Source organism: Psychrobacter sp. UBA3068 (assembly GCF_002366815.1).
Classification (GTDB): domain Bacteria; phylum Pseudomonadota; class Gammaproteobacteria; order Pseudomonadales; family Moraxellaceae; genus Psychrobacter; species Psychrobacter namhaensis.
In genome coordinates this window covers 1-25,687 of record NZ_DFBY01000019.1, presented here as the reverse complement: position 1 = coordinate 25,687, position 25,687 = coordinate 1, and the positions used below count along the sequence as shown (strand labels likewise).

17 protein-coding genes are annotated in these 25,687 nt (G+C 44.5%); 1 reads left to right on the top strand and 16 read right to left on the bottom strand.

The window, feature by feature from the left end:
• Positions 1–19: 19 nt before the first annotated feature.
• The 7 genes from B2P60_RS04295 to epmB all read right to left on the bottom strand — a co-directional run bounded on the left by B2P60_RS04295 (position 20) and on the right by epmB (position 10,533).
• Positions 20–2,257, bottom strand: coding sequence for a DUF3488 and transglutaminase-like domain-containing protein (locus B2P60_RS04295; protein ID WP_286739632.1), 2,238 nt, complete (start codon positions 2,255–2,257; stop codon positions 20–22).
• 23 nt (positions 2,258–2,280) lie between these two features.
• Entirely contained in the window at positions 2,281–3,318 is a 1,038-nt protein-coding gene (locus B2P60_RS04290; protein WP_286739631.1) for a DUF58 domain-containing protein, read from the bottom strand.
• Between the two features lie 86 nt (positions 3,319–3,404).
• The gene (locus tag B2P60_RS04285; RefSeq protein WP_286739718.1) at positions 3,405–4,364 is read right to left on the bottom strand and encodes an AAA family ATPase; all 960 of its coding nucleotides are present in this window, start codon (positions 4,362–4,364) and stop codon (positions 3,405–3,407) included.
• Between the two features lie 51 nt (positions 4,365–4,415).
• Positions 4,416–4,874, bottom strand: a complete 459-nt coding sequence (locus tag B2P60_RS04280; RefSeq protein ID WP_193005439.1) for a c-type cytochrome — start codon at positions 4,872–4,874, stop codon at positions 4,416–4,418.
• A gap of 223 nt (positions 4,875–5,097) precedes the next feature.
• Positions 5,098–7,185 carry an EAL domain-containing protein gene (locus B2P60_RS04275; protein ID WP_286739629.1) on the bottom strand — a complete coding sequence of 696 codons (2,088 nt, stop codon included), beginning with the start codon at positions 7,183–7,185 and terminating at the stop codon, positions 5,098–5,100.
• Positions 7,186–7,505: 320 nt separating this feature from the next.
• A complete protein-coding gene (locus tag B2P60_RS04270; protein ID WP_286739627.1) occupies positions 7,506–9,332 on the bottom strand; it encodes a hypothetical protein in 1,827 nt (608 codons plus the stop codon).
• A gap of 193 nt (positions 9,333–9,525) precedes the next feature.
• Positions 9,526–10,533, bottom strand: coding sequence for an EF-P beta-lysylation protein EpmB (gene epmB / locus B2P60_RS04265; RefSeq protein WP_193005442.1), 1,008 nt, complete (start codon positions 10,531–10,533; stop codon positions 9,526–9,528).
• A 157-nt stretch (positions 10,534–10,690) separates the two neighbouring features.
• On the opposite strand from epmB, the gene efp reads away from it, so the two are divergent.
• The gene (efp, locus tag B2P60_RS04260; RefSeq protein ID WP_193005443.1) at positions 10,691–11,263 is read left to right on the top strand and encodes an elongation factor P; all 573 of its coding nucleotides are present in this window, start codon (positions 10,691–10,693) and stop codon (positions 11,261–11,263) included.
• 145 nt (positions 11,264–11,408) lie between these two features.
• Here efp and B2P60_RS04255 read toward each other — a convergent pair whose 3' ends face one another.
• The 9 genes from B2P60_RS04255 to B2P60_RS04215 form a co-directional block, all read right to left on the bottom strand.
• The gene (locus tag B2P60_RS04255) at positions 11,409–13,208 is read right to left on the bottom strand and encodes a GAF domain-containing hybrid sensor histidine kinase/response regulator (RefSeq protein ID WP_286739625.1); all 1,800 of its coding nucleotides are present in this window, start codon (positions 13,206–13,208) and stop codon (positions 11,409–11,411) included.
• Between the two features lie 41 nt (positions 13,209–13,249).
• Complete coding sequence (locus tag B2P60_RS04250) at positions 13,250–14,056, bottom strand: tRNA threonylcarbamoyladenosine dehydratase (RefSeq protein ID WP_286739717.1); 807 nt, start codon at positions 14,054–14,056, stop codon at positions 13,250–13,252.
• 217 nt (positions 14,057–14,273) lie between these two features.
• Positions 14,274–15,260 (bottom strand): TatD family hydrolase, encoded by a 987-nt coding sequence (locus tag B2P60_RS04245; RefSeq protein ID WP_286739623.1) that lies wholly within the window; start codon positions 15,258–15,260, stop codon positions 14,274–14,276.
• A gap of 516 nt (positions 15,261–15,776) precedes the next feature.
• Complete coding sequence (gspD, locus tag B2P60_RS04240; RefSeq protein WP_286739621.1) at positions 15,777–18,020, bottom strand: type II secretion system secretin GspD; 2,244 nt, start codon at positions 18,018–18,020, stop codon at positions 15,777–15,779.
• Positions 18,021–18,161: 141 nt separating this feature from the next.
• On the bottom strand, positions 18,162–19,058 hold the full coding sequence (locus B2P60_RS04235; RefSeq protein ID WP_286739620.1) for a type II secretion system protein N: 897 nt from the start codon (positions 19,056–19,058) through the stop codon (positions 18,162–18,164).
• Entirely contained in the window at positions 19,059–19,883 is an 825-nt protein-coding gene (gspN, locus tag B2P60_RS04230; RefSeq protein WP_286739618.1) for a type II secretion system protein N, read from the bottom strand.
• A 240-nt stretch (positions 19,884–20,123) separates the two neighbouring features.
• Complete coding sequence (locus tag B2P60_RS04225; protein ID WP_193004717.1) at positions 20,124–20,447, bottom strand: H-NS family nucleoid-associated regulatory protein; 324 nt, start codon at positions 20,445–20,447, stop codon at positions 20,124–20,126.
• 629 nt (positions 20,448–21,076) lie between these two features.
• Positions 21,077–21,691 carry a hypothetical protein gene (locus B2P60_RS04220; RefSeq protein WP_286739616.1) on the bottom strand — a complete coding sequence of 205 codons (615 nt, stop codon included), beginning with the start codon at positions 21,689–21,691 and terminating at the stop codon, positions 21,077–21,079.
• Between the two features lie 927 nt (positions 21,692–22,618).
• Positions 22,619–25,687: hypothetical protein (locus tag B2P60_RS04215; protein ID WP_286739615.1), on the bottom strand; the 3,069-nt coding region annotated here is incomplete at its 5' end.

Here is a 25,687-nt window from a genome sequence, read left to right as displayed (position 1 = left end):
CTAACGTAAAACAAAGCGCTTAGCGTAAGTCGCGTACATTTTTCTTTAGCTGCTTTAGCGCTTTTTGGTAGTCACTGTGACTGATTTCAAGCGTGCTTAGACGCCCATAGCGTAACTGTCGATAATCTTGTTGAATGCGCGCAATTTTTGCTTGCCTGTCTTGTGGATTAGCCCGTTTTTCTGACTTATTAACGGCATCATTTCTAGTATTCGCATGACTGTCGCGGTTATCAATCGTTGCTATCAAGCGCTCAAGCCAAGCCAATTGCCCTTCGTTATCCTCTCGCGCCAGCAAAGTATCACGCTTACTCAGACGTTTAGAGAGCTGCACGAGCGGCTGGTCTGCTGGATGCCAACGTTTGCGTCGACGTTGCCAAATGATGGATATCAAAACCACCATGACGATAATCGCGCTAGCAGCCAACCAGACAACTTGCTGCATAATTGAGCGGATATTGAACCACTTTAACAGCGAATCTGCCTGCCTATCCTGATCATAGCCGACCACGTCTTTTTGCCAATAATAGCTGGCCTGATCCGATAAACGCCGCAAGGATTGGAGCATTTGATACTGCTGGTAACTGATTTGGGCCCCAGCGCCATCCCCAAACATGGCGGCTCCTTGTGACTGAGTCACCGCATCCATACCCTGCTCCACGCGCTCAGGCGCAACGAAAGCCGTCGGATCTACCCGCGTCCAGCCTTGCCCCTCAAGCCAGACCTCCGTCCAAGCATGCGCATCCTTCTGTCGCACTTCCCAGACATTGCCGCCGCGGCTCAGCTCACCACCTTGATAGCCCGCGACTACTCGTGCTGGGACACCCGCTGCCCGCAACATAAAGGTAAAGCTGGAAGAATAATGCTCACAAAACCCCGCTTTGGTCTCAAACAAAAACTCATCGATACGGTTGGTATTTAGTCGGGGCGGTGATAGCGTGTAGCGAAAATCCGTTTGATGAATCCAGCGCTCAATAGCACTCATATAGCGAACTGGATCTGACCCTGACTGGGCAAAAAGCTGCTTAGCCAGTGCTCTTGCTTGTGGATTGCCATCGGCTGGCAGTGCAAGATTTAGCTGCCGCGACTCGCTATCTAGAATGGGATCGATGCGCATTGGCGCAAACTGTAAGACATCATAGCGAAGCTGCTGGGTGACGGGTTGATCTTTGAGTAAGGTAAAGTTTGACGTGATACTGACGTCCTGCCTCTGAGTAAAAGGATAGTCGAGTCCAAATAGCCAGCTTTGCTGTGTGGGCTCTAAAATAACCTCGTAACGGGTAGGGGCGGCTTTTACCTCGTCAGGGACGGTCGTCAATGCACTCTCAATCCAAGTAGGCGCTGGCCGTGAAGGTTGCCACTGTCGTGGCTGCGAGCTTGGGCGCCATGTGACGCCATCGAAATCACTAAATACCAACCCTCGCCAATAAAGCTGCTGCTGCGGTGGACGGTCATCTGCAAACGCTACGCGAAACGCCAGCTCCGTTGATTGACCTAAGCTGGCAAAGTCACCAGGCGACATGCTATCGGACACACCCGTGGTCGCTTGCTGTCCTGATAATTGTACTGACCATAGCGGTGGCAAGCGCGGGAAGAACAAAAACAGCACGACCAACAATGGCATTGCCCCGATACCCAATACGCCTAAAGTACGCAAGCGACCCTCGCCGCGAGTATTGCCATCGTCGTTTAGCGCAATGAATGCTAACAACACAATAACCACACCGACAACCACTTCTAGCGTAGTCACCAGACCTTGATCCATCAAAAACAGCGCAGCAAGCACAAACAGCGATAAATTCAATATGACATAGGCATCACGGCGCTTATAGAGCTCCCAAAGCTTACTGATAAGACATAGCACCAAAAACGCCACACCCATGTCCAGCCCAAATGCCGTGTTGTAGGTCAACCATAAGCCTACCAAGCCCAATAAAAATCCAAGCATTTGCATGCCTTGATACACACGTTTTAAGTGGCGTATTTCTCTAAACCGTGCCTTCGCTTGTGGCAACTGAGCAACGATACTGACGACCGCAAACCCCATTAGCCATAATGGCAAGTGAGCAGCATGAGGTAAAATAACCATAACTTGAGTAATTAGCACCCAATAATAGGCAGGCAACGCCAATAGTTTGCGATACCATTTGTCTTCGCTAGCAAGGTTGCTTCGCTCAACAGGGCTTTGACCCAGTGCCAAACGCTCAAAACCCGCCGTGCTGACAGCCAAGACTTCTCTAGATGCGTTTGTAGCAGGCATATTTATGAAACGTTGAGAGTCCGTCATGGTACTTTCGCCAATCGTAGCAAACAAGCTTGCGCAAAGCCGTCGCCTTCACCCATCGGTACAGCAGAGGGTCCGTCATTCGGTAAACGCACTGTAAATGGGACGCCTAGCTGTCCTAGTGTTATCACGCCATAGGCCAGTTGTGACAGTTTTTGCTCATGGTGCGCTGCGGGCATATCAACATAATCTAAGGTTTGCTCATGACCGATAGGACCAGCAAAATGCTTGGTGAACATGCCCTGACCGCGCGCCACATGCCCCCAGGAAACACGAGCCAACGACTCCCCTTCGACATAATTGTCTAGACGCTCAAAATCATCTTGCCCTTGCCGATACTGTCCGCCAGTTGGCAAATCCTCTAAGTGTGCCACGGTGTGCGGCGTTTGCCAATCAAAGGCTTCTGGCTTTGGGTAGACCCAAGCGGTACGCGCAAAATACACATAGGACCACGCACGCATGATACCTAAAGGATAAACCGTTTTTATGGTTAACCGTGGTAATTCAAGCTGCCCCCGACTATGAGTCGGCACAGACAAACGAATCACTTGCTCACCTTGTAGCTGTGTCACCAAGACAGAATGCTGACTATCCTCATTATTCTTAGTCTTTTTCTTAACCCTTTTATCAGTCTTATGATGGGACTGCTCGAAACTGAACAACAACTGTCGTCTAGGCTGCCGGCTATCGCTACGTATTTGCAAAGTGACCCAGATAGACGCACCTGCTTCAGCCATCGTTACTTCTAACAAGCGTACTTGCACGCCTGAGATATGCGCAAAGGTCACATGAAAGCTGATGAGCCAAACACTGACAAGATAAAAACACAAACCCAGCACCAAATTATTGCCATAATTGATACCTGCAATAAAGGTGATGACCAATAACACCGCAAACAGCATACCTTCACGGCTAAAAAATATATAGACATTACGCAAATTGAGCGTCGCACTGTCCTTTTTGGGCGCACGCGAGGCAAACCAACGACTTAATGCTGAGGAAATGGGGACGGTTAAGGCTTTTGGTAAAAAGTTCATGACGACCCTACCCTTACCCTAGAATTGACGATAATGATGATATTTGGCCACAGTTTTTAGACAACAAGCTTTTAGATAACAAGCTTTTAAACAATAACGGGCACTTCTGCCAAGATACGTTGCGCGATGGTCTGCGGTGCTTGTCCACCCGTTACATGCGCAGGGACAAAACGCTGTCCCAAACGATGGTCAGTGACCGCTGCGAATACCGCTTGAATATCTTCAGGCGTCATCTCCATATGTCCCGATACATAGGCATATGCCTGGGCGGCACGCTGCAGGGACAACACACCACGCGGTGATAAGCCATGATACTCTTGGCTGGTACGCGTTTTGGCAACCAGCCTTTGTAGATAGTCCAATACCACATCCGCAACGTACACTTGCTTGACCCCTTGCTGGGCTAACAAAACAGCCTCTGTATCAAGCACAGTGTCCAACTCTTTTAACAGTTCACGGCGATCTTGGCCTTTTAACAGTTCGCGCTCCGCCGCAGGTGACGGATAACCTAAGGATAGGCACAGTAAAAAACGATCAAGTTGCGATTCAGGGAGTGGATAGACACCCGCTTGCTGCAACGGGTTTTGCGTCGCTATCACAAAGAATGGCTGCGGCAAACGATAGGTTTGTCCGTCTTGTGTCACTTGCCGCTCCTCCATGGCTTCTAGCAACGCACTTTGCGTCTTAGGACTAGAGCGGTTAATCTCATCAGCAAGCAGCAGCTGCGTAAAAATAGGCCCAGGACGAAACTCAAATTTTAACTGACTTTGGTCATAGATACTCATGCCTAAGATGTCGGCAGGCAACATATCATTGGTAAACTGAACGCGGCTAAAACTCAAGCCCAGCAACTGTGCCAGTCCTTGCGCTAAAGTCGTCTTACCCATCCCTGGCAAATCTTGCAGTAACAGATGCCCCCCTGCCAGTATGCCACTGAGCGCCAACTTAACCGCCTGCGGCTTATCCAACACAATTTGATTTAACTGTGCCATTAGCTGTGCGATTTTTTGCTGATTGTGGTGGTAGTCGGTCGCTGCATGGGTCATAGTCAATTACTGGCTCATTTATTTATGGGAATCAGGAGGGTCAATCAGAGGTTACTTGGTACTGTCTTCTACGATCGGCGGCGCAGCACGAAGCGAGGACAGATAAGCGATCACATCGGCACGCTCTTTGGCATCAGGCATAGGGTTTGACAGCATTTTTGAGTCTGGCATGACTTTTTGGGCATCGGCAATGTAAGGATCAAGGGTTTTTGCGTCCCAGACCCAACCTGATTGCTCTAAGCTTTGACTATAGGTGAAATCCTCTAAGTCAGCGGCTGGCGCTCCGTATATGTTCATCAGCTGTGGCCCTTTTTTATTGAGACCCGCATTGAGCTGATGACACTGTCCACAGGCGTCTTGATAGATGATCGCCCCATTATCAACATCACCCTCAGTATATAGAGGCAATGTCACAGGAGCACGGTGATCAGGGGGCACACGCTCACAAGCAGTGAGTAATAAAACAGCGGCAAAAAGAGCGCTTACTTGACAATTACTGATCTTAAACATTTTTGGCAATCTTTGGTTGAGGAGTGTCAGTCATGAGTGAGCGACATAAATCATGATGCCATGAGCAAGCACGCAAAAAGCAAAATCATTTGTCACTTATCCACAACTTTTTATAAAAATACAGCGTTATTTATCAGTGTTTACACCAACAAATAACGCTTAAACGATAGCAGTAATAATGGTTGGCTGTACCTGATCACCAAACTATTAGGCAATATTTAGTTTAATTTACAACCTTTATGGTGCTGCTAGGCTCTTCTAAGTAATACCCTTGCAGATAACGCGCGCCCACGCTCCATGAAATGGACATGGTCGCGGCATCTTCAATATAAGGCATCAACACATCGACATTGATGTCGTTGGTACGCACGATAAGGGACTTAACCGCTTCCAAATTATCCGCTGACTCAAGACCTTCTGTATAACTGCGGGCCAAACGCACCATGTCTGGCTGTACAAAGCTGGCGATTTCTATAGATTTGGCCGAAGAACCAAAGTTATTAACACCCATCTGACAGCCAACTTGACTCAGTGCGGAAAACTGCGTTTTCGCGACAGTTAAATGATCCGAGATAGCTTTTTCGTTAAACTGAAGGGTTAGCGTCCCAGCGGCACCGCCCACTGCTTTTATCAGCTGACTGACTATATTGGGAAGCTTTTTATCGATTAATGAGGCGCTGGTCAATTGCACCAACAGACGGGCTTCAGGATGGTTCTTACGTACCTCATTGACTTTTTTACACGCATTAATCAACACCCAGCGATCTATCTTTTCGAGCAAGTTATGGGTCTTGGCAACACCCATAAACTGATCAGGGGTCAAGACTGTGTTGTCAGCATCTGCCAGCGGCAATTTTAGATACACTTCAAAGAAATCACTACGATCATTATTAATGTCATATATTGGTTGAAATGAAAGCTCAAAGCGATTATTGGCAATGGCATCAATCAAAGACTCAGCAAGCGCGTGATCATCACTATTGGCATGTTCGCTTGGGTCATACATATGATAAGTGCCGCCATGATTAGAGGTTTCCACCATGACCTGATGAATAGCATCCATAGCACGCTCAAGCACCACACTAGGCTCTGCTGTATTTTGTTCAATTTTGACAATACCAATACTAACAGTGGTACTGATCGTACGCTTATCCACTTCGATAAGCATGTCGCGGATACGCGAACCAATAACCTCAGCCAGTTTTTTAAGCTCTGCGGCTGTCTTATCTTCTACCAATACAGTAAAGCCAGTGTCGCTAAAACGGCTCACATGTCCGTCTGTTATCAATTCATCTAACGTGTAGGCGACCTGCTTTACGGTCGCATCTATTCCTTGCAAACCCAAGCTACTGCTAATCTTACCGATATTATCGAGCTGTATATATAATAGTGCCGCCGTCAGCAGACCTTGCCGCGCTTGCTGGTGTACTCTTGCCATCTCCTCTTCAAAGCCGCGGCGATTGTCAATGCCAGTCAAGCTGTCTTTACGCTCAGCCTCTGCCAACCGCTTAGCAACCTCAGCACTGTTAGTGTTATTCTGTTGAATAATGACCTGAGTCACCGGCTCGCCATCTAAGGTCGCAGCGGCCAGCTGTAATTTCGCCTCGAAGGTACTACCATCCGTCCGCACGCTTTCAAACTCAAACTCGACTTCTTGACGGCTGCCTTTATCGAATTGACGTAAGAATTTTTTGAAACCCTTAACGTTGTCGCCACCAGCAATCAGATCAATAATAGGCACGCCGATGACATCATTCATCGACTCAAAACCAAAAAGCTGCAGATAAGGATCGTTGGCAAAGATATGGATACCTTGGTCTATATAGGCAACCGCACTTTTAGAGTTTTTAATCAAGACATTCGCACGCTGCTCTGCTTCAGAGAGTACACGCCGTAACATTTTGAGCTCGCGGCGACTACGTAAGTTGTCGTGCTGCAAACAAATAGACATCACCACGGCCATTTCTTGCTCTACTTTAAGAGCCTTGACCATCGTACCACTAATAATATCAGGGAACCCTTCGTCATCATTAGCACTCGCTGCCATCTCTTCATTCATCAGGCAGATCATCGGCAGATCAACACCCTGCTCTTGTACGATGCCCACGACATCCGTAAAGCTCATATCATAGGCGTTGCCAAATACCAATACATCCCAAGGTTGCCGCAGCAGCTTTAACAACTCCTCTTTATCGTCCAAAAACCCCAAGTTTATGGTGTCATAATAACCATCTAACAAGTGCACAAGGCGCTCAGCGTAGAGCTGATCGTCATCGATGACTAATAGATTTAAGACGGACTGAGTGCGCATAAGAAGCCTTTTGAATCTTGTGATCTTTTTTATGTCTGACTGTTAAAACCGGATACCTCTGGCAAAAATCAAGCAAGCACTATGGGAATTAGGCTAAGCGACTTTTATCATACGGGCATGCTTGTTGAGATTAGGATGCCATGCTGGTCAGCCAAAGGCAACACATAGACTGGCGTAATACTACCAGTCATTATAGACAATAATCCAACGGGTTGCAGGTTAACTTATCATCATTATCTAGTGGGAGAGTATAAAAGAAAATCTAAGGAGTCACTTCTTTATATCGCTACGGGGCTGTTTTTAATAAAACAATAAACAGTCTATAGCCTGACCACCTCATACTGGCTAAATTCATCTGTGATAAACAATCTGGGCCCCAAACGCAGCGGGGTTTGTTTCGTGTTAACGCGCATGATGACTCTATCATCCGTCTGAAAGTAGGAGGTCGGCACTATCAGGGTACCCGTAGTTTGTAGCTGCTCGCTCTTACCAACAATAAACGCTGGGACAAAATGACGACCACGCGTTTTTCTACCTTCTAAACGCACTCCACAAGCCACTAGCTTGTGTCCCAGCACTTGCCACTCAATCATTGGACGCTTAGTATCAAGATTCAGCCAGCGCACGACCCCCAGTGTCCAATCAGGTGGTGTGATCGGGTCAGATCGGCAAACTAAAAACAGACTCATCATGTATAGTGATGGCGGTGCCGTCGTAGCCACATCATTATCAACAACCACAGCATTAACCTTTTCGTTGCGGCGCGGCTCTTTATTCAGCACACCTGTGTCACCCACTACGACATCAGCACAACTTGATATTGTCTGTAATATCCCTTTTTTAACAGCCAACCCCCTGTCTGATGTTTCTGGTAATTGTAGGGTACGAAACACGGAGTTATCACCGTGATCATCAACAGCTTCGCTGATGACTACGTCAATACTGTCTTGTTTCTGACTAACGGTATCATAACGAGGTCGCTGTTCTTCCGGCAGCTGCTCCGTAGCAATCAAGCTTGCAAAGCTGGGCGAACAACCCACACGATAATGAATGTTGTTAAAGCCTGCAACCAAAGTGGCCGCTCGTTTGGCCTGAGTCTTAGCCGCTTGCGTGAATGGTCGCTGTAAATATCGATAAGCGATCGTCATTGACACTTTATTTAACAAATAACACTCAACCCCTTCGCTGTTCTCACTACATAAGGCCTTTATACGGGATTCAAAATACTCAACCATCGGTACCAAGTCTATAAATAAACAATGGCAGCAATCGTCGTATGGATTGATATCGGAACTAGCCGTCAAATAGGTGGGCGGATGATTACCTTGCAAGTCTACAAATACCCGCGTCTCAGTTTTTGGCTCTATCGTTGCGACGAGGTGCTTGGCCCAGTCAGGTAACAAACGTTGTGCGAGTAGGATATGCGGACGACGCATGGCACACATATTTAACAAGCTGTGCAAACAAATTTGGCAGTATAACTGATGTATCGTGTTAGCAGCGTGGGTGACTATGATCCCAGTTGCTCTCAAATCAGTGTCAGCTAGATGGTACTGATAAGCAAGATGGTACAGCTGATTGATTTTTGACCATAAGTAAGGTGAGGCGGCTTGATAGCAAATCGCATCTTCACCCAGTAGTTTTTGGTACATTAGCAGTGTTTGGTAAATAGCAACAGCAAGCGTCATTGATGCCGGCTTATCGGTCTTAAAGTAGCGCTGCCAGCCTTTGTTTTTGGAGGGTTTGTGCTGAGATTTTAGCCGTGCTGTTTTATGGCGTATCACTGTGTCATAGACCATAATAGTGAGATAGTACAATGACTTTGTCTGAGCCACATACGCTAACTGAGCATCACTGAGCGCTCCTGTTTCGTAAATATAGTACTGCCGTAGCGTGGCAATCAGTTGGTCTGAGGCTGCGATCACAGCCGCTGTGAGTTTAAGACGTTGCTGCTCGTCTATATTGGTCCCGCGTAATATCGTGAGTACTTTTTCTAAGTGCTCAGCTTGTCTCGCTTGTGTTTGTGAAGGTAAGGTGGTCAACAACTTGAGCAAATAATGCGCTTGGCCATTGACCGACTGATTCGTGGAAGGGGATAGGGATTCTGGAGCAGATAGATACGCTTGCAACGTCGATAAAGTGATCATCAGTATTCCTAGTAACTAGGGCGTGACCTCATTTTAACCTACAAATGAGACAAATTTTAGTCATAACATAAGGTTTGGCTACTCGTAGAGAATACGACTGTTGAACCCGCGCGCCTTACAACCAAACTGATCTACCTACTTTCTAATAACCACTCTTTGTTTACTAATTTTCCAATATAACACAGCGCTCTTATTAAGTGTCACTGTAAATATCAATCGGCACCTTAAAAGGTCTATTGGGCAGCTCTCTTACCAGCTTAGGTACTAGATAGCCGGGCAGTGCCGCAAGCAATGACCAATAGAGCGCAACTGCCGAGCGCACCTCGTGATCAAAGTGAGCCGCACCCGCCACTTTGTCTAAGACATGCAAATAATAAGGCAGCACCCCAGAGGCAAACAAACGCTGGCTCAATTGTGTTTGAGCCTCAACGCTGTCATTAACCCCTTTTAATAAAACCGCTTGATTGAGCAGAGTAACGCCAGCTGCCCGAGCGCGCTGTAGGTACTGTGCCGTCATGACATCGATTTCATTGGCATGGTTACAGTGAATCACCATCACGATATGACAGCGGCTTTGAGACAGGCGCTCCAATAGGGCCTCGTCTAAACGCGCTGGAATGACCAGAGGCAGACGAGTGTGTAGCCGAACTGTGGTGAGCTGCGGTATGGCCTCTAGCGTATCTAACCATGCAAATAAACGCCTGTTTGTCACATTTAACGGATCGCCGCCACTTAAAATCACTTCATTAATCTCAGGATGGGCGGTAATGTAGTTAATGATATTCTCTTTCGCATCCGCCGTTGGCATATTGGCACTATAGTCAAAGTGCTGACGAAAGCAGTAGCGACAGTGAATCGCGCAAGCGCCCGTAATGGTCAATAACACTCTCGACTGGTACTTATGAAGCATCCCTTTTACTGGATTTTGCGTGTTCTCGCTTAGGGGATCCGCCACATAGCCCGTCACCTTGATCTGCTCACGTTGGTCTGGCAAAACCTGTTTTAATAAAGGATCATTACGATCACCAATGGTCATTTTTGCCACAAAAGCGCGCGGTACTCGCAGCTCAAAATGCTTAGGCACATAGACCTCTGCGCGTAGGGATTCGAGCTGTAGGATGCTTAGCAGCTCATCAACGGAGGTAATGGCTTCGGATAATTGCGTTTGCCAGTTTTTTTGTGTGATTAAATGGTTTATCATGACAGCCTACTATCTGTGCCTAAAAGGCGTTATTATACGCCCTTACGGTGTACCCTATCAAAGTATAGCCGTTACCTTCTAAGCACTTGGCGTAACCACAGCATTTTGTACAGTAAGCACGACCTATCATCATACTTACAACCCCTAGGAGTCTCTTGTGGCAAGTTTTTCTACGAATGAATTTAAAGCTGGTCTAAAAGTTATGCTCGATGGCAATCCTTGCGCCATCCTTGAAAACGAGTTTGTCAAACCTGGTAAAGGCCAAGCCTTTAACCGCGTCAAGTTGCGTAATCTTCGTAGTGGTAAAGTATTGGAACAAACGTTTAAATCAGGCGACAGCTTAGAGGCTGCTGACGTGATGGACACTGAAATGAACTATCTATATAACGATGGTGAGTTTTGGCATTTTATGCATCCAGAGAGCTTTGAGCAAATCCAAGCGGACAAAAATGCGATGGGTGATGCGCCTCAATGGCTAAAAGAAAATAGCAATGCCCTATGCGTTATTACCTTATTCAACGGCACGCCTTTATCAGTCACCCCGCCTAACTTTGTTGAATTACAAATCACGGAAACGGATCCTGGCGTGCGCGGTGATACCTCTGGCGGTGGTGGTAAGCCTGCTAAGCTAGAAACCGGTGCGGTAGTACGTGTACCTTTGTTTGTACAACAAGGCGAAATTGTACGTGTCGACACTCGCACTGGTGACTACCAAACTCGCGTCAACTAATCACCTGTAAACTATAGCATCGCCTTTAAACAATAAATGGCTGTTCTCTAGTTCTCAATAAAAAAGCGGAACCACGTGATAAGTGGCTCCGCTTTTTTTACGTGGGGCGGTCACTATGGATGCCCCTTAATAGAGCACTTTGCCGCTATTCTTCTGCTGAGGATTGTTTTTGGATCAGCCAGTATTGAACCAACGCATTCAACTGTTCTTGTTTAAAAGGCTTAGTGCAATAATCCTGCATGCCAACGTTTAGATATTTTTTGCGCTCGCCATCCATCGCATTGGCAGTCAAAGCAATAATGGGCGGTAGTGTCTGGGGATCGTAGAGTTCATGCAGTTTGATTGTGGCCTGTACACCATCCAAAATTGGCATGTGATGGTCCATCAAAATAACGTCATAGCGCTCAGGCGACAAAGCAAAAATCTCAATGGCTTGTTGTCCATCCGTGACATGAGTGACGGTATGACCACTGTTGTTTAGCGCTTTTTTAGCGATAATCGCATTGACCGTATCATCTTCAACCAATAATATATGCCCCGCACGCTCATGGGTGGGCGCAATGATGGACAAATCGTTTAAGCCCTGCCACGCCTCATATTGATGCTCATCGATAGAAGGTAGCGGCAATAAAACACTAAAAGTCGTACCGACCCCAACTTTGCTATCTACATCGATATAGCCCCCCATCAAATCAACCAACGATTTACACACAGACAGCCCAAGACCAGTACCGCCATAGAGCCGGTGGGTGAATTTATTTGCCTGATCATAGGCATCAAATATCGCCTCCAATGATTCGGCTTTGATACCCACCCCCGTATCTGTGACTTCGATACATAAGGTCATGGCTTCATTAGGCACACTGGTAGTGGTAACTTTACCCGAACTGCTTTTTTGAGCGCTCGTAAATTCATACTCTTTAGAACGTTGGTCATCATGATCGTTACAATGGCAGTTGGGCACGTGTTTGACATCGATACTCACTCGCCCACCTTCACGAGTAAACTTAATGGCATTATTGACGAGATTTGCTAGGATTTGTTTGAGGCGTACTGGGTCTCCTTGCACATAAGTCGATAACGACTCAGTATAGTGGTAGTCTAAAATCAAACCGCGCTGACGGGCTTTGACCGCAAAGAGGCTGACCACCTCATTGCACAATGCAGACAAATTAACTGGCACAGAATCAATGGTCATTTTTCCCGACTCTACTTTCGATAAGTCTAAAATCCCATTGATAATGGCCATCAAATGCTCATTAGACACTTTGATATTATCCACGTACTCTTGTTGTTCACTGCTAAGTGTAGTCTCCCCTAGCATCTCTACCATACCAATAATACCGTTCATTGGGGTGCGGATTTCATGACTCATATTGGCCAAAAAATCTGACTTCATCTCATTGGCATGTTTAGCTTCGCGCTGCTTATCCTGTAATTGCAAGGCATCGGCTGCCATCATCGCAAATTGAGCCAACACCTGCGCTTGTTGGTCATTAAAGTGATGGTTCGGCTTCATATCCATCACACATAAAGAGCCTAAACGGTAGCTTTTATTGTTCTCATGCAAAATGATGGGCGCGCCCGCATAAAACCGCAAATAAGGAGACCCTGTCACTAACGGATTTTGGCTAAACCGACTGTCTTTTGCTAAGTCTGGTACTATAAAAACCTCGTTAGAGAGTACCGTATAATTGCAAATAGCGATTTCACGCGTCGTTTGGCACACCCCATCAAGTCCAAGGGCAGATTTTAAATATTGGGTATCTTCATCCATGAAGGAGATGGCAACGACTGGCATGTCAAAAAACAGCTTTGCCAGCGCAATAAGGCGCTCAAATGCAGGCTCATCATTGTTATTGAGTACCCGATACTTCCTCAGCTTATTAATGCGTTCTTCTTCATCTACCGCTACTGGGTAACTGTGTGTAGGTGAGTTAAACATAGACAAGATAGACTCCATTAAATAATATCAGGCGCGCAGCCTCACACCGTCTGTTTTATCAGCAACTGTAACGCTTCACTCACCATCATCATCGCTACCACGGAGGTAACAACGACTGCTGAGCCATAACCGCCACAGTGCAGGCCACCTGTTTGGCAGTGTTTATCTACGCGCGGCGGCTCTACAGAATACACACATTTGATACCGAACTTTTCCTTTAGCGTGCTATTGATGCCTTTTTCATGGCGTAGCTTATTCCGTAGTTTGGCAAGCAGTGGATCTTGGTAACTCTCGCGTAAGTCGCTGACCCTGATCTGAGTCGGGTCTGTTTTACCACCAGCCCCGCCGGCGCAGACCAGCTTTAGTTTATTAAAACGGCAATGCAGAGCAATGGCGAGCTTAGCATTCATATCATCGACACAATCTAGCACCACAATAGGTCTGCCTGCTGCTGCAGCGGATTTTGCTTCATGGCGACTGGGCAGTAGTCTCTCTACATTGTCTACCGTCAAAAAATCATCAATTAAGTTTAGGGTTACCTTTGGGTTAATCTCACGCATACGCGTTGCCATCGCCGCAATTTTGCTTTGACCAAAGGTACTGTCTAGCGCTGGTAGCTGCCGATTGACGTTAGAGGCCACCAACACGTCCAAATCAATCAACGTAACCGTACCGACTGCCGTTCGAGCCAGCGCTTCAGCTGCCCAAGAGCCAACGCCCCCTATGCCAATAACATAGACATGGGCGGCGGCAAAAGTATCCACTGTAGACGCGCCGTAGAGTGTCCGTGTTCCTTGGAAACGGCGTTCATACTGCTCATTTTCTGCAGTTGTATTGGTATCTTGCATGACAGAAGCGTCAGTGTCGACAGGTTCTGTCATTGGTTGGTCAAATGGTTGGGTTTCACTCATCACAGATTATAGGCTCTTTTAGATTGTGTTGATTACTCTGGTTCTGGTTGTGCGGGCTTTCGTTACTACTTCATTCGCGTTTCAGTAACTCCCAATAAATGGCTCCTAATACATCACGTTTGGTAGTGTCCGCTATTGGTAGTGATGGCAACGCCTAGGGAGAATAAGCCCATGTCGTTTGCAAAGCGTTGCAACTGTTGTGCCATAATTGTTCAGCCAGAGTAGACGGTGGTACATCAAGTAATTCACTTAGGCTCAGCACCACCCACGCTAGATTGGCTGGTACATTTCTATTATGTACTGGCGTAGCTCGCTCCTCATTGGCCGGACTGCTGCCAAGCGCTGATGAATCCTCCTCTTTTGTCTGACACATGATAGGCGTCATATCCGGACAGTCGGTTTCTATCACCAAGCACTCGATACCATAACTGTCAACGGCTGCTTGAATAGCGCGACGCAGTTTCTTAGCGTTTGGGTTGGTGACTTGACCAGTAACCCCAAGCTTAAATCCCAACTTCACAAACGCCTTTGCTTCTTGCTCGCCGCCACTAAAACTGTGAGCGATCCCGCCCAGCTTATGGGCATCATAGTCATGTGCTTTTAGTATGGCCAATGCTTCTGCGTGGGCCTTACGAATGTGCAACATCACTGGTAGCTGATAAGTCACTGCCATATCCAATTGCGCCTTAAAAAAACGCTCTTGCTTGGCAAGCACCTCCGGCGTTTTCATAACATCAGTAAAGGTGTCTAAACCAATCTCACCAATTGCGAGCGGCCGCTGTTCAGCAATCATTTTTGCCATCTCTTTTAAATGGTTTTCGCGATGCTGTTCAATATAAAAAGGATGTAAACCTAGCGCAATATGAATGTTGGTATGGGTCTGATCTTGTCCGTTAGCTTCTAGTGTAGAAGATGGCAAGCGCTTATTCAGTAATTGCTTCGTATCGTACATACGCTCAAAATGCCGGTATAAATAACCGACCAATACAAGGTGTCGCACACCCTGCTTATAGGCCTGCTGTATGAGTTGCTCTCTATCATCGTTAAACACTGGGATATCAAAATGAGTATGGGTGTCGATGAGAGGATAAATATCAGGCGGCGTCTGTGTAGACACGGTAGATAAGTCGTTAGGGGTCATGGTTAGACTCCAAATTAATATTTTTTCACAAGGTGAGGCGTTATGTGAACCACAAAACCGTCACGGTCACTAAAGGCGTTTTTTCTACGCCGCTATTTAGCTGTTCTTTGCTCACTATTAATGATGTTACTTTTGGTTTTTACAGTGTTTTTGTCAGATAAGTTGATATCAGCTTTTTGGCTGCTACGCCGAGGAATCACCAATAAACCTGTGGCAATCACCCCTAAAATCAACCACTTTTTTGTATTAGGATGGCTTGTCAACGTCTTCACCTCTACCTTTATATCATTATCTATAGGATTTATCAGCAAGTGTTCATCATCAATGCCTAACTAGTAGCTAGTATACGGGGAAATAAAAAGTACTGTGTTTATCTGTGTTATCAATACGCAAATCAAGACGCGATATCACTTACGTTCAAGGCGCCTTGTCACATTACTCCGTACTTTCAAAGGTGGTGGCAAGAAGAGACGGTCATTTAATTAAGGTAGCATGAAACAGCCATTTGTTGAGGTATTAACGATTCAAAGGATAAGTGGTTATGCCACTACTCGGGCTATCCACTTTCGTGAAGCCCTGAGGGGCGGCTTTTGGTGTCTGATCGCGCTTAGGAATAAGCGGGTTAAGCGGCATCAATTCATAATCCGCACTGACCTTACCATCCCAGCCTTCTGTACCACTCAATGGCAGTTGTTTGATCGTACCGTTTTTATCAATGACCAACTGCAGTACGCGCATCTGATTGAACTTGCGCTCAGTGACACTAGCGACCGCCCCGCCATCACGAAGGATGGTTGGCTGTAAAAAGATGATTAAGTTGCTTTTTTGCGTCGTATCATTGTCAGAGCGAAACAGGCGACCAATGAGGGGTACATTACCCAAGCCCGGAACTTTTTGTTGACGTGTGGTGGTGTTGTCACGCATCAACCCCCCGAGCGCAATGGTCTGCTGATCATCGGCTAAAATCGTTGTGTTAATAAGGCTTTTATTGGTGATCAAACCACTCGCGTTACCCGTACTGCCTGGGACAACCGACGAGACTTCTTGCGAGACCTCCAAACGAACTGTGCCATTGTCACCAATGTGCGGTATGACATTTAGGTTAATACCAATGTCTTGACGGTCAATGGTCTGAAACGGGTTATTTGAATTGTTGCCACTGGTGGTAAAAGAGCCAGTAACAAAAGGCACGTTTTGCCCAACCAAAATACTGGCTTTTTCGTTGTCCAACGTCAAAATCGATGGCATAGACAACAGGTTTGCACTGGTAGAAGAATCAAGCGCCTGCAAGATAGCCCCATAAAACTGGGTATTCCCTTGGCTGTCTTTGCTGCTATCACCGATACCAATTAACGCCCCAGCTATCGAGCCTGCTGCTGCGCTGATGCCGGCTGTACCTCCACCTGATAAGGCAGCGGCGGCAAGGGAGGCGGCACTTGCCCCCACATTGTTAAAGTTTATCACCCCATAGCCACTATTGGCATTGCCTAGCGCCCATTGCACGCCAAGCTGGGTGGCATCATCACCTGAGACTTCGACGATAGCGGCTTGAATCAATACTTGCGCTCGGCGATTGTCTAACTGATTGACCGCCTCTTCAATCTCAAACATCAGCTCAGGTGCCGCATTGACGATGATGGCGTTTTGCGTTTCATCAGCGATAATACTAAAGGGACGGCCACCCACCCCTGTACCCGTACTATTTGCGCTTGTGCTGGATGTCGCTGAGGTCGTAGCACTACTATTAAGGGTACTAGCATCATTAGCTAAAGCCGCTCCTGTACTACTCGCATCGTTCAGTGACGCCGACTCTAACGAAGAGGTGGCACCCTTGCTATTAATTGACTGATTGGCAAGCAATCCACGTAGCATTTCTGCAATATGACCGGCACTGGCATATTTTAATCGAAAGACGCGCAGACCACTTAACCGTCTTGTGGGCGTGGTATCTAACTGGTTGACCATTTCTTGGACTTTAGCAATCATCTCAGGACTGCCTTTAACCAACAGCCTATCACTGGCCGTATCAGCAATCACCTTTAGCTGATTACCGCCTTGTGCCTGACCACCAGCAGCACTTGCTACCAGTGAGCTGATCAGATCCATCATACGCTCAGCATCGACATGACGCAGTGGTATCACACGCAAGCTATCATTAACATTACTGTCTAGATCCCGAATAAGTGCCGTCAGCTGATTAAGACTGTCTGCACGATCGGATAATACCAGTGCATTGACTCCCGGCACCGCAGCGGCATGAGCGGACTGCGGCATCAGTGGCCTGATAACACCCAACACTTCAGCGGCTTGGGTATTGGTCAAATAAATAACGCGGGTTGCCAGAGCCTCCCCGACACTGTCACCGCGCAAATCTACAGCGACGCCTGATTGCTTAGCAATATTGTCTGGTACCAGTTTAATGGTGGTTCCCGACTCGATTGCGGCCACCCCGTTCACTTGCATCACACTCAAAAACAGCTGGTAAATCTCATCACGGGACAAGGCTTTATTAGAGATCACCGTGACATTGCCATTGATACGTGGATCAAGGACAAAGTTTTGGTCAGTAATGGTGGCCACCTCATTGATAAAGGCTTTGATATCAGCGTCTTGTAAGTTCACCTTCCAACTCTCAGCACTCGCAAGCCCTATACTGGCGGCCCATAATGGCACGGCTAGGCAAAGAGGACGACACAGCCGCATCAGACGCTGCAAAACATGGTGCAAAGGCGTGACTGAAAAATTATGAAAACTGACCATATGGATGATTACCTACCGTGATGATGCTTCGTATGTACTGAGTTTATTGTGTGCTGAAATGACTAAGCGCTCGCCCGCTTGCCGCAGCACGAAACCACTGTTTATTTATTTAACATAAGAGCTGTCTGCAGTTTATGGGGTCTAAAACTGCTGACGAATGGTAATAACTTGCTCGCCACGTTGCACTTCTATTTGCGCTTCACCTGCTTGCTGTACCTGTTGTAGTACCCCAGCATCCTGTGCAGGGTTGTTACCCACACTCTGCCCATTTACGGTTAGTACCTTATCACCGGGCTCAAGCCCTAGGCGGTTACGCAGTTTAGAGGGCATGGCCGCCGTGACTTGATAACTTTCCCCTGCAGCCATCACCCCCATTCTACTCAGATAACTGGCTGGATTTTCTTGCAATGCCGTGACCGCCTCTTCAATGGCCGATTGCGGATTGCTTTCACTACCTCTCTCGGTCGATTCAGCGCCAATATCTTGCGCGGGCTGAGGAGCGGTCGGTAGCATACTGGTATCGGGCAAACGCTGGTTACTCACTGCGCCTGCTAGCATCGCACTTTGGTCTAGTGGCATGGCTTCTGGCATGCTAATGACGGTTTGCTTATCGTTCGCATCAGCGATAATAACCGAATTCCAATCGACAGCGACAAGCGTATAGTGACTGTCTTTTAAGCCATCACCGATGCGATAATTTTTTACCTCACCATTGACGTCTAATAATGCTGAAGACAGACTCTCTGGTATGGCCAATAACACCCCTTTTAAACCCACGTTAGGCGGCGGCTGCACGGCCGCCGTGACAGGATCGGGATCAGAAAAAATAGCGAACAAGCCACTGTAGTCTTTGTCAGAGGCAGAGCTGTTTTGTAAAGGCGCTAATGGCAATGCGGGGGCTAATGGCGCGGCCAACAATAACCATAACAATCGCGCGGCGGTCCAGCATAACCAAGCAATGGCTAATAACAGCAACCAGCCTGAGCAGCGGTTAAGGATATTAATCAGGGGTTTTACACTGGTGGCAACATTCCTCATCTAGCGTGTCCCCAACCCACTTAGTAGCGGCTGCCGGACACTAACGACTGGCGTATCTTGCGGCGCTTGTCCTTTATACTCAGGCATATTTTCTAACAAACGCTGCGTCAAACTGACATCTAGCATATTGTCGCCATCGATATATAAGTCCCCTAAGCGCTTATCTTGGTTGTTTAACAGATTGATGTGCAACAGGTTTTTATGGTTCTTTTGTTCCACACTCAGCTCAGCACGCATCGTAGGCATCGTGATATAAAAGACCTTATTACCGCTAGGATACCCCATTTCACCGCCAACCCATGTCAACTGACCATCCGCTTGACTAAATCCAGCGATTTTTTTGTCTGAGTCGTTGTTTGCTGCATTTGAGCCTGTCTGGCGTTTTAGCACAACGTTATTGACCTGAATCGGCGTATTCGGCAATTGCCAATCGACCACACGGGCTAACGTCTCAGGGGCAATTTTCCCGCTCATGTCATCTACTTGCCACGAATTAAACCCTATTTTTACTTGGCCATTGAGGCGGGTTTGTCCTGAGTGGATATCGACCTTTGCCCCCAGCTTACCTAATAACAGCTGCCATGGCTGCCACGACCACTCAGCCGTACCTGTAAGCGCTGTCGCTGATAAAGGGAGCTGCCAAATGACTGAGCCTTGCCACACATTACCAGACACGTGCTGTACATAAGGCGTATTTGGCGCATACTTCTCAAGGAGCCACACCGCTGGCATCTGCAACACGACAAACAGCGCAAACAATACAAACCCGACTAGCCACCAAAGCTTACGAGGGCGCTTATGAGACGACGCAGATATTTGAGGCACGATGGCACAACTCTTATATAAGACAAAAACGTCATTATCATAACAAACAATGGCCTATAGATGACAGCAAAAAAGCCAGTATCTTTTTACCAAAATACTGGTAATAAAGATACTGGCTTCTGTCTACTGATAAGCGCTGGGGCTGATTACAATACCGCTTAATACTTTTAAATAAATCCCTAGATATCAGCCTAAAAAACAACGCAGCATGTGCAATTTGGCATGTCTAAATAAGACGTGTTAGACAGCAAAATCTTCAAGATCACGACCGGCTGCTAGAGCGTCAACCAACCACGTTGGCTTGCGACCACGGCCAGTCCACGTCTCTTCGTTATTACTGGTATTACGATATTTAATACTGCGTTTTTTCTCTAGCTTTTCACCAGCTTTTAAAATCTCTTCGATAGTCGCATTGCTGTCTTCGGCAATTTGTTCAAACTGCATGTAAGCATCATACAAGCGCTGATGTTGTTTTTGAGCGATAAGCTGCTGGGCATTTTCGGTGATGGCGCGTAGCTCATCAACGTTTAGACTGTCTAAATCAATTGCGTTATTTTTGCTCATAGTGAATCCAACTGTAAAATAAGAGAGATAACCTTAATAGGCATATTGTTAACTATTAAGAACTAAGAATTGCTCATTCATCATTCATTAAACAGTATTATAGATTTTGTGAATGAATGTCTTTTTTGTGGGTGAAAATAGGATCAATCCCATTATTCGTAAGCGCAGACAATATAAACAAAAACAGATATTAAAACAATAGTAAATTATTATAGTTTTACACTGACTATTAGTAGAAAGTAAACTTAAGTAAGAAGCCGTTTTTTATTTAAGACTTTTTATAAAAACGTACTGATAGTTTTAAATTCAAAAAACATTGTTTTTGGAGTGACGCTTAAATCAGTACGACTTATCTATAAATAAACATAAATCCATGAAAGGTTAAAAATTATAACTCTGTTAGCGAGCCTTACTCTGTTAAAACAAAGACCAATGACGCTTCCATCAAACTAAAAAACAGTCCAGAAATGTAACGTTTATAGATCAGCCATTGCATTACTTATAATCGTTTTTTACTGCATTTAATAAAAAGTGGCCACTCTAGAAAAGCTCCTAAACCGATCGCACCACTTATCAAGAGAAAAATCCCTTTAATGAGTCACACCTGTTTACTTATGATCGTCTCACCATTAATACTGAATTCTTTGGGTAAACTCATTCATACCGTGCGCCAGCTCTCCACTACTGGTACTCTGTATCTCTTGTACCAAAACCAATAATTGCCGGCTACCCTCGCACTGCTCTAACATAAGTAAATAACCCCACGCCTCTACAGGAGGCGCATGTCTTTCGATATAGGCAGCCAAATCTGACTTTATCGTCTCATAACTGGCATACGGCATCTTATTTTTGAAGAGGCTACCAATTGATTTTCTGCCTATCGCTGACATTTTGCTTGCAGCTTTACTCCGGAAAGTGTGATCAATCTCCGTGTCAACGTCTGTAGTAGTAGGTTGTGGCGATAATTGAGACTGAGAGGCTATCGGCATTTGGGTAGCAGCACTATCAGCGCCAGCAACTTCAATGTACTCAAGCTCTAAAAGCAGCTCAAAAATTGGCGTCACGCCCCCAAAGCTCGCAAACATCTTGCTGCTATCAAGCGTATCAAGGTAACTGCGATAACTCCGTTTGCCATCAATCATAATGAGTAATGTTCTGGCGTCTCGCGGTAGTATCCCTAGACTTTGAGATTTCACTTCCTTTCTACCTAGATCCGTTTTTCGAAACACATCACTGTCATTCATGCTTTATACCCAACCCTAACCGTAAAGTAGGCACCTTTATCGTCAGCTGCCGACCAAATATTTTTTATGTTTTAAGCCGTTTGATGGTCAAAATCTGACTTTCTATTCGTAATAGAAAGTGGTTTTAACTGGCAGTTCAACCTTTAATATTGTTTGAGCCATTAATTTGAAGGGAGTATATCAATCTCTTTTAAGGGACTGTTAGCATTAATCATTACCAATAGAATGAACGGTTGATATAGGATATGAGTGGTAGTTTTTATAAATTTCAATATAAAAAATGCTAACTAACATAAAAAAATATAGGGCTGCGGGGACAGGATCTACACAGTCTCTGATGGGTCACAGTTGTAAAGCATACACAGAAAATCTAGGTCAATAACTCACTGTAATGACTATAGATTTTCTATTCAACTTGACCAGATAGTATCAATAGACGTGTGATAGCTGTGATTTTTCGAATTAATGTTTACTAGTTTTTTATACTGACTAAACTGTTTAAGAATAAATTTATGACAAATTATTGATAATAAATAAAAGATCGTTAAATTAAAAATAAACAAAGGTTTTATTTTTATTGATAAGACACTCTATTAATTAAATACAATTGCTTTTCTCAACGTGACGCTCCTGGTTTACCTTTTACGTTTATTTTAAGACCTGATCTTTAGATATAAAAAAAGAGCCTATTCACATAGGCCCTATCTAGCTTAATCAACACTATTGGATTACGTATTCCTCAAAAAGGTAGTTCTTATAAAAATATGCATACCCCATACTACGTATATCATTAGAACATCATGTCGCAAATTTTGTAAACTTTCCTTTTATATAACCACTATTTTGGTAGTAGTATCACTTAGTTTCTGACAAAAAATGTAAAGTGTAATAGCTTACTATATTCATTGGAAAGTAAACTTATTTAACCTACCTAACTTTTCTTGATCTAACCAAATTCTCACGAAGGTAATATGCTCTTGCAGATCCAGTCTCAACGAGACTAGTAAGTAGAAACAAGCAAACATCATACATTTTACGACTCAACACACCTCTTTCCTCAAATTGAAGGTATCGTCCTAATATCATTTCTAAGTAGAAGGCTGTATCTCCTTGCCTATTGATGAGTTGAGGACTATTAGAGAGATTCTCAGCTAGTATATAGATACCTTCACTGAAGAAAACGTCATAAAAATCATAAATTAAGGCCGACAAACCTTTAAATACATTACTGTTATTATTATATTTACTCGCAAATTCCAGTAGATTTTTAGCACCAACTTTCATGAAACTTATATCTTTCTCAACTCCGTTCCACGTATATCCAAGAAACACCATACTACGTAGCAAGTTATTTAGGTCATTTTGATGCCCTATGTAAGGATCATCTATATCATTTAACGCTATATCATGGACGCCTTGAGCCAATATAGACCAAAACACCCATATTGAAACAAAATCTTCTTGCTTGTCCATTTCTGCTTCAAATAATAGCTTCACAAAGTACATAAAGCTTGGTGCTTTAGTACATCCTGCGATCAACAAGTCTTTGAAATTTTCAAAACCATCCGCTCTTGAAGAAATAAGGTGTTCAGTTAAGCACTTACGTATCTCTTCTTTTTGATTTATTATTTGATCCTTAGGTAGACTTTCACGATTATGTTCTGATTCAAATGCAAAGCCAACAATCTTGTTTATTAACTTTATATAATTAGGATTATCATCTTTTAAGGGAATCATAAGCATTGGAAGATATATGAGTGAAGAACTATGGGTAGTTAGATTAATGTTATCAACATTAATCTCGAATCTACCACTGATTAACTTAACTCGAAATTCTTCAATTAAATCTTTCCAACTGCTAAGTGCAGCTATTCTTTCAGGCTCTCTTAAGTGATGGAGTCTTCGTAAAGAAATAGTTTCTTTATAAAACTTTGCATACTCAACGACTCCAGCTAAGCAGTTAGCAGCTAGCTTCGGATCTATTGACCACAAGAAATCTCGAACTCCTTTAGCTGCATAACTTTTAACTCCAGAATTTATATGAGTCAACATTTTTGCTAAAGCTAATTCTATCTTCTCTCTCTGACTATCAACGAGGTCTAAAGTAAATAGCTTTGATAGAGAGTATGCACAAGCCCCTGCGCCGAGTGAAACGACGTTACTACTATTTCCTATATCATCTGCATTGATAGATATTGAATCAATAATAATATTAGTACACCACTCTTTGTCTTCATCATGCAACGAGTCTAAATTATCACGAACACAAACTGCGGCAGTCGTTGCTATTGCTTCAATAGCTATTCTTTCTAAACCATAAACCTCACGATTTTGAAAAGACTCAAGCAGTAACTTTGCTTCTATCAACGCCTCTTGATATGTAGAGTAATATTTTTCTTTAAAAACATCTTCTTTAAATAAACTATCTGACCATAATTGTAACGCACTAATTTTATTACTTTTATCTAAACGATCGCTAAGCTCCCTTTGCTCTTGTCTCATTTCTAATGGAAGCTCAGTAGTATTTTGAAACCTAATTATATTATTTTCTTTATCTTGAACGGCTTGCATCATACGTGTATCAACACGACGAATCATATATCGAAGAGACTTTTCCTCTCGGCTCACTGCTTCATTTGTTAATTTTTCAACAACTTCTATGGCATCATCTCTCAAATCATTATCAAACTGCATTTCAAATAAAAGTGTCTCTAAACTTTTCTGCCTCCACGGTTTGAGTGCTGCGTCTCTTCGTTCCGCAATATATAATTTCGTCATAGGCTCTTGCGACATAAAGAAATGTAACTCGTTAGCTCCTCCTTCTTGACACTTCCGGTTCAAATCTAAACCATATAAATCAGCAGTTCTTAATAAAGGTAACGAAGATTTACCTACTTTTTTAAGAAATCCTGTTGCTACTGATGACAGAACGGAAGTAGGCATTATAGAATTACTATTCCGCAATAAATAATCATAAATAAACTCTATCTGATTATCATCACTACACACCTCTAGGTAACCTATTAACCAGTTCTCTAAAGCCATGAGAGCACATTGAAGTACGTCAGGTAATGTTGAATGCCCTCGATATCCTTTCCAAAGATGAGGAGAAGCGTATTGCTTCACCACAGACCCATCATTTAGAATTAATTCTACCTCTTTTACTGTAAGTTCTGTACTGAAGAAATCACTAATAAAGCTTTCTTCCTGACTATTAATAGAAGATGACGATAGATCAGATTCAGCATATTTCTGCGCTGTGATGTTACATAGCTCGATTAAGAAAGCTAGTGCTTTCATAGGATGGTTTTGAAATAAATACTTGAATGGCCCTTTTGCACCACTTGCAGGTGATAGCTCCCTCATCTCATCAATTCCAAAAGACTCTTCCACATCAATATTTCTAGATAATCCAAATATTGAAAGGTCTTGTTCCTCCACCTCCTCTAATAACCACTCATGCATGGCTAACTTGATCACAAGGTCAGGACAGTACTTACATAGAATGGGAGTATTCAATCCATTAAGAGCTAAACCTACTAATTCATCAACATATGGCAATCTTATGGGATTATTCTTGACAACAAGAACGTCTTGCAAAATTAGCTCATTAAATTCTGTTTGAATTGCTGGTACAACTTTCAATAATGCGCTAATTATCTCTTTGCGTTGCTCTTTATCTCGATAACTATTTTTTAAAGGTTCTAGCAACCACATAGCTAATAACCCAACTGTTTTTGCAGCTTCAGGTAAGTCATCAAACATATTAATAATACCGCACCATTCTTTGATTACTTCCGTAATATGCTTACGAGTTGCTTTACTTAAGTCATTTCTCACTGAATAAATAAAATCAAAAAGTGCTTCCCACCCTTGACCATAAGGAGTCAGAAATAAAGAAGTTAGCATGTCATGCTTATCAACTTGCTTAATCAGTCCAGCAAAACGAGGATATGGATTTGGCCTTTGACAAGTTTGACCCCTGCCGTCAAATCC

Excerpts from the sequence above, each read along its gene's own strand:
- gspD (WP_286739621.1), bottom strand. The coding sequence starts at position 18,020 with ATGGTCAGTTTTCATAATTTTTCAGTCACGCCTTTGCACCATGTTTTG.
- B2P60_RS04285 (WP_286739718.1), bottom strand. The coding sequence starts at position 4,364 with ATGACCCATGCAGCGACCGACTACCACCACAATCAGCAAAAAATCGCA.
- B2P60_RS04275 (WP_286739629.1), bottom strand. The coding sequence starts at position 7,185 with ATGCGCACTCAGTCCGTCTTAAATCTATTAGTCATCGATGACGATCAG.
- B2P60_RS04295 (WP_286739632.1), bottom strand. The coding sequence starts at position 2,257 with ATGCCTGCTACAAACGCATCTAGAGAAGTCTTGGCTGTCAGCACGGCG.
- B2P60_RS04245 (WP_286739623.1), bottom strand. The coding sequence starts at position 15,260 with ATGACCCCTAACGACTTATCTACCGTGTCTACACAGACGCCGCCTGAT.
- B2P60_RS04235 (WP_286739620.1), bottom strand. The coding sequence starts at position 19,058 with ATGAGGAATGTTGCCACCAGTGTAAAACCCCTGATTAATATCCTTAAC.
- B2P60_RS04255 (WP_286739625.1), bottom strand. The coding sequence starts at position 13,208 with ATGTTTAACTCACCTACACACAGTTACCCAGTAGCGGTAGATGAAGAA.
- B2P60_RS04270 (WP_286739627.1), bottom strand. The coding sequence starts at position 9,332 with ATGATCACTTTATCGACGTTGCAAGCGTATCTATCTGCTCCAGAATCC.
- B2P60_RS04250 (WP_286739717.1), bottom strand. The coding sequence starts at position 14,056 with ATGCAAGATACCAATACAACTGCAGAAAATGAGCAGTATGAACGCCGT.
- B2P60_RS04280 (WP_193005439.1), bottom strand. The coding sequence starts at position 4,874 with ATGTTTAAGATCAGTAATTGTCAAGTAAGCGCTCTTTTTGCCGCTGTT.
- B2P60_RS04290 (WP_286739631.1), bottom strand. The coding sequence starts at position 3,318 with ATGAACTTTTTACCAAAAGCCTTAACCGTCCCCATTTCCTCAGCATTA.
- B2P60_RS04220 (WP_286739616.1), bottom strand. The coding sequence starts at position 21,691 with ATGAATGACAGTGATGTGTTTCGAAAAACGGATCTAGGTAGAAAGGAA.
- epmB (WP_193005442.1), bottom strand. The coding sequence starts at position 10,533 with ATGATAAACCATTTAATCACACAAAAAAACTGGCAAACGCAATTATCC.
- B2P60_RS04225 (WP_193004717.1), bottom strand. The coding sequence starts at position 20,447 with ATGAGCAAAAATAACGCAATTGATTTAGACAGTCTAAACGTTGATGAG.